General features: G+C 72.0%; 5 protein-coding genes. All 5 read left to right on the forward strand.

Annotated features, from left to right (window positions below; translation table 11 throughout):
• On the forward strand, nt 1–921 hold a 921-nt coding region (locus tag ABZ371_RS27915; protein ID WP_358684562.1), incomplete at its 5' end, for an SIS domain-containing protein.
• Nucleotides 922–1,098: 177 nt separating this feature from the next.
• Nucleotides 1,099–2,271 (forward strand): mannose-6-phosphate isomerase, class I, encoded by a 1,173-nt coding sequence (gene manA, locus ABZ371_RS27920; RefSeq protein WP_358684564.1) that lies wholly within the window; start codon nt 1,099–1,101, stop codon nt 2,269–2,271.
• Between the two features lie 87 nt (nt 2,272–2,358).
• Nucleotides 2,359–3,360 (forward strand): cation diffusion facilitator family transporter, encoded by a 1,002-nt coding sequence (locus tag ABZ371_RS27925; protein WP_358684566.1) that lies wholly within the window; start codon nt 2,359–2,361, stop codon nt 3,358–3,360.
• A gap of 258 nt (nt 3,361–3,618) precedes the next feature.
• Nucleotides 3,619–5,076 (forward strand): adenosylhomocysteinase, encoded by a 1,458-nt coding sequence (ahcY, locus tag ABZ371_RS27930; RefSeq protein ID WP_358684569.1) that lies wholly within the window; start codon nt 3,619–3,621, stop codon nt 5,074–5,076.
• Between the two features lie 132 nt (nt 5,077–5,208).
• Nucleotides 5,209–5,835, forward strand: coding sequence for a hypothetical protein (locus tag ABZ371_RS27935; RefSeq protein WP_358684571.1), 627 nt, complete (start codon nt 5,209–5,211; stop codon nt 5,833–5,835).
• Nucleotides 5,836–5,979: the final 144 nt, after the last annotated feature.

Consider the following 5,979-nt stretch of genomic DNA (forward strand, 5'->3'; position numbering starts at 1 on the left):
GGAGCCCTCGCGGGTGCCGCCGCACCGGTCACCCGGATCCGCCCCACCGGGGTCGCCGCCGCGGCCGGGGCCCTGCGCTGGGCGCTGCCCGGCTGGGCCGGTTCGGTCGACCTGCTGCTCATCGCCACGGCGGACGGCTCCGAGCCGGGTCTCGCCCTGCTCGCCGAGCAGGCGTACCGCCGCGGCTGCACGGTCGTGGCCGTGGCGCCCGTCCGGTCGCCGCTGCGCGAAGCCGTCGACGGCGTGCACGGCCTCGTCGTGCCGATGGCCGCCGCCCCGCACGGGGAGTACGACGCCGAGACCTCCGCCGCCGGCCCGGGCACGCTGTGGGCCCTGCTCACCCCGCTGCTGGCCCTGCTGGACCGGGTGGGCCTGGTCGACGCGCCCGCCGACGTGCTGCAGAAGGTCGCCGACCGCCTCGACCGCACCGCCGAACGCTGCGGGCCGGCCATCGCCACGTACGGCAACCCGGCCAAGACCCTGGCCGCGGAGCTCGCCGACAGCCTGCCGCTCCTGTGGACGGAGGGCGGGGCGGCGGGTCCGGTCGGGCGCCGATTCGCCGCCGTGCTGGCCGAGCTCGCCGGCCGCCCGGCCCTCGTGGCCGAACTCCCCGAGGCGCTGCCCGCGCACGGGGCGCTGCTCGCCGGAGCGTTCGCGGCGGGGGCCGATCCGGACGACTTCTTCCGCGACCGGGTCGACGAGCCCGAAGCCATGCGGGCACGCGTCGTCCTGCTCCGCGACCGGCCCACCGGAGGTCTGACCGCGGCGCCCGCGGCGAGGGAACTGGCCCTCGGCCACGAGACGGCGATCAGCGAGATCGAACCCGAGGACGGCAGCGAACTCGAAACCCTCGCCGAACTCCTCGCCATCACCGACTTCGCCGCCGTCTACCTCGCCCTCGCCTCCGACAACCGGCGGTGACGGGCTCCCCGCCAGGGCCCGTCCCCACCGTCCACGGGGTAAGGCTCGTGCCCGCGGGTACGAGCCGTACCGGCGGCCCGGGCCTTCCCGCCTGCCGGGACTCCGGCCCCTGCACCGCCCTGCCAGCCGTCTCGCACATACCCCTGCAACCCACGCCCGTGATGAGGACAGAACGCCATGGACCGGCTCTCCAACACCGTGCGCCCCTACGCCTGGGGCTCGACCACGGCCATACCCGAGCTGCTCGGTACGGCCCCCACGGGCGAACCGCAGGCCGAGATGTGGATGGGAGCCCATCCGGGAGCGCCCTCACGTCTCGACCGGCCCTCGGGCACCGGCGCGGAACAGGCCCTGACCGACGTCATCGCCGCCGACCCCGAGCGTGAACTGGGCCCGGCGGCCGTGCGCGCCTTCGGCCCCCGCCTCCCCTTCCTGCTCAAGCTGCTCGCGGCGGGTGCCCCGCTCTCGCTCCAGGTCCACCCCGACCTCGCCCAGGCCCGGGAGGGGTACGCGGACGAGGAACGCCGGGGCGTACCGATCGACGCGCCGGAGCGCACGTACAAGGACGCCAACCACAAGCCCGAGCTGATCTGCGCTCTCACACCCTTCGACGGCCTCTGCGGCTTCCGCAGGCCCGCCGAGGCCGCGGAACTGATGGCCGCGCTGGGCGTCGACTCGCTGAAGCCCTACGTCGACCTGCTCCGGGCCCGCCCCGAGGAGGCGGCCCTGCGGGAGGTGCTCACCGCGATCCTCACGGCGGACCCCGCGGGGATGGCCGAGACGGTCGCCGAGGCCGCCGAGGCCGCCCGGCGGCTCGGCGGCGCGCACGCCCCGTACGCGCAGATCGCCCACCACTACCCCGGCGACCCGGGCGTCCTCGCGGCCATGCTCCTCAACTACGTACAACTGCAGCCGGGCGAAGCCATGTTCCTCGGCGCCGGCGTGCCCCACGCCTACCTCGGGGGCCTCGGGGTAGAGATCATGGCGAACTCGGACAACGTGCTGCGCTGCGGACTGACCCCCAAGCACATCGACGTCCCCGAACTGCTGCGCATCGTCCGCTTCGAGTCCACCGAGCCGGGGGTGCTGCGCCCGGAGGCGGCGACCACGGGGGAGGAGGTGTACGAGACGCCGGTCGACGAGTTCCGTCTCTCGCGCTTCGTCCTCCCCGCGGGTGGGGCCTCCGTCGACCTGACGGCGGCCGCCGCGCAGATCCTGCTGTGCACCGCGGGCACCCCCGTGGTGGGCGAGCTGGCTCTCTCCCCCGGTGAGTCGGTGTTCGTCCCGGCGGACGAATCGATCGAAGTATCCGGCACCGGAACCGTGTTCCGCGCCACCGTGGTGGTCTGACGTACCGTCCGCACCAGTGACTGCAAGAATATCGGGCCTTACCGCGGCGCCCGTGCCGCGACATCGAGGAAGGGACACCAGGCACCCATGAGCGCGTCAGGCGGAACCAGGGCGATCGTGGCGGCACTCGCCGCCAACCTCGCGATCGCGGTGGCCAAATTCGTGGCGTTCCTGTTCAGTGGCTCGTCGTCGATGCTCGCGGAGAGCGTCCACTCGCTCGCGGACTCGGGCAACCAGGGCCTCCTGCTGGTCGGTGGCAAGAAGGCCCAGCGCGAGGCGACCCCCCAGCACCCCTTCGGCTACGGACGCGAGCGGTACATCTACGCCTTCCTGGTCTCCATCGTGCTGTTCTCGGTCGGTGGGATGTTCGCCGTCTACGAGGGCTACGAGAAGATCAAGCACCCGCACGAGATCGAGGCCTGGTACTGGCCGGTCGGCGTGCTCGTCTTCGCGATCATCGCGGAGGGCTTCTCCTTCCGTACGGCCATCGCCGAGTCCAACCTCACCCGCGGCAAGCTGTCCTGGACCCAGTTCGTCCGCCGCGCCAAGGCACCCGAACTCCCCGTGGTCCTCCTCGAGGACTTCGGAGCGCTCGTCGGCCTGATCCTGGCCCTCGGTGGCGTGGGTCTGGCGCTGGGCACCGGAAACGGTGTGTGGGACGGCATCGGCACCCTCTGCATCGGCATCCTGCTGATCACCATCGCGATCGTGCTCGCCGCCGAGACGAAGTCCCTGCTCCTCGGCGAGGCCGCCGGCATCGAGGACGTCGAGAAGATCAAGTCGGCCGTGGTGGACGGGGACACCGTCACCCGCATCATCCACATGCGTACGCTCCACCTCGGCCCGGAGGAACTGCTGGTCGCCGCGAAGATCGCCGTGCGGCACGACGAGTCCGCCGCCGAGGTGGCCGCGGCGATCAACGCGGCGGAGACCCGCGTCCGGGCCGCGGTCCCGATCGCCCGGGTCATCTACCTCGAGCCCGACATCTACGACGAGCACGCCGCGGCCGCGGGGGCCGACCCGGCCAAGGCCCCCGGCGGACCGGCGCACCCGGGGGAGCCGTCCGCACCGGACGGATCCGGCCACTGACCCGTTGAGGATCGGCCCCGAACGGCCCGGAGGCGGCCCCCGACGCCAGGACTGGCTGGGGCTCGCTGGGCCGTTCGGTGTAGATTCGTCTCAGTACCAGACGTCGCTGCTGATGGCGGTCGATCGGTCCGCGGACGCGGACCGGCCGAGGGAGAGAGGGCCTCCGACGGACTGCACTGTGACAGCCCGGGCATAGGTGTGCCCGTACCGCCACAGCCAGCCAGCCCACCCTCGACCGATCACGAGGAGCAGCCCGTTATGACGACGGCCGCCAACCGCCAGGACTTCAAGGTCGCCGACCTCTCCCTGGCCGCCTTCGGGCGCAAGGAGATCACCCTCGCCGAGCACGAGATGCCCGGCCTGATGTCGATCCGCAAGGAATACGCCGCCACGCAGCCGCTGGCAGGTGCCCGCATCACCGGCTCGCTGCACATGACGGTGCAGACCGCCGTGCTCATCGAGACCCTCGTCGCCCTGGGCGCGGAGGTCCGCTGGGCGTCCTGCAACATCTTCTCCACCCAGGACCACGCGGCGGCCGCCATCGCCGTCGGCCCGAACGGCACCCCCGAGGCCCCCGCCGGGGTCCCGGTCTTCGCCTGGAAGGGCGAGTCCCTGGAGGAGTACTGGTGGTGCACGGAGCAGGCGCTGACCTGGCCGAACACCCCCACCGGCGGCCCGAACATGATCCTCGACGACGGTGGTGACGCCACCCTCCTCGTCCACAAGGGCGTCGAGTTCGAGAAGGCCGGCTCCGCCCCGGACCCGTCGACCGCGGACAGCGAGGAGTACGCCCACATCCTCACGCTGCTGAACCGCACGCTCGGTGAGTCCCCGCAGAAGTGGACCCAGCTGGCGTCCGAGATCCGCGGCGTGACCGAGGAGACGACGACCGGTGTGCACCGGCTGTACGAGATGCACCGCGACGGCACGCTCCTCTTCCCGGCGATCAACGTCAACGACGCCGTCACCAAGTCGAAGTTCGACAACAAGTACGGCTGCCGCCACTCGCTGATCGACGGCATCAACCGCGCCACCGACGTGCTGATCGGCGGCAAGACCGCTGTCGTCTGCGGCTACGGCGACGTGGGCAAGGGCTGCGCGGAGTCCCTGCGCGGCCAGGGCGCCCGGGTGATCATCACGGAGATCGACCCCATCTGCGCCCTGCAGGCCGCGATGGACGGATACCAGGTCACCACCCTCGACGACGTCGTGGAGACCGCGGACATCTTCATCACGACGACCGGCAACAAGGACATCATCATGGCCGGTGACATGGCCCGGATGAAGCACCAGGCCATCGTCGGGAACATCGGCCACTTCGACAACGAGATCGACATGGCCGGGCTGGCCAGGATCGACGGCATCGTCAAGGACGAGGTCAAGCCCCAGGTCCACACCTGGACGTTCCCCGACGGCAAGGTCCTGATCGTGCTGTCCGAGGGCCGTCTGCTGAACCTCGGCAACGCCACCGGCCACCCCTCGTTCGTCATGTCCAACTCGTTCGCGGACCAGACGCTGGCCCAGATCGAGCTGTACACCAAGCCCGAGGAGTACCCCACCGACGTCTACGTGCTGCCGAAGCACCTGGACGAGAAGGTCGCCCGCCTGCACCTGGACGCGCTCGGTGTGAAGCTCACGACCCTGCGCCCCGAGCAGGCCGACTACATCGGCGTCTCCGTGGACGGACCGTACAAGTCGGACCTCTACCGCTACTGAGCCGCCCGCCGGCCACCGGCCGGCGCGCCGCCGCAGCGGCAGATCCGGATCCGAGCGCAGGCCCCCGCACCCCCGTGGCGGGGGCCTGCGCCGTCATCGCATCCGCACAGCCCGAGGAACCCGAAGGACCCCATGCCCCGCGGCCGGTATTCGCTCCACGATCCTCACGACCACACCCCCCTCGGCGACGAACACTTCCACTGCGCCCCCGGCCCCTCCGGCTGGCGGTACGTCTCACAGACGACAGCCACCTCGGGGGACCACCTGGGCTCCGTCGACCTGACCCTGGACGACCTGGGCCGGCCCATCCGCCTCGAACTCCACGCGTCGAGCTGGCAGGTCCGCGGCGCCGCACTCGACGGGGTCACCTGGGTCCGGACCGACCCGACCGGCGCGTACGCCACCGAGGGCAATGTCCGCGCGCACACCTTCTCCGGCACGTCCCCCGCCTTCCTCGTCGCCACGTCCCGACTGCTGCGCCTCACCCCCGCTTCCCCCGCCACCCGGGTCCGCCTGGTCACCTTCACGGACCCGGTGCTCGCGCCCCGGACCGTCGACCAGTCCTGGGCCTTGGTGGACAGTGAAGCGCACGCCACTGACAGTGGCCCTCTGATCGTGGAGGAGTACCAGGTCAACGCACTGGACACGGGCGAGCAGCACACCGTCCACATCGCCGGGGACGTGGTCCTGGCGGCCCCGGGCATCCAGCTCGAGGACCTGGAGACCCCGCCCTCGCGGACGCCGTCCCCGGACGCCTAGGCAGGCGGGGCGAAGCCGGTCCGGGCCCCGGCCGAGGTCGCCGTCCCGACCGGGCCGGAGCCGTTCGCCGGCGCGGGCGCAGGGCGGGGCGAGGAACATGATGATGGAGCGGGTGCGGCGCGCGGCGTCCGCGTCGATGGCGTC

The sequence above is a fragment of the Streptomyces sp. NPDC005899 genome (assembly GCF_040629645.1).
GTDB lineage: Bacteria > Actinomycetota > Actinomycetes > Streptomycetales > Streptomycetaceae > Streptomyces.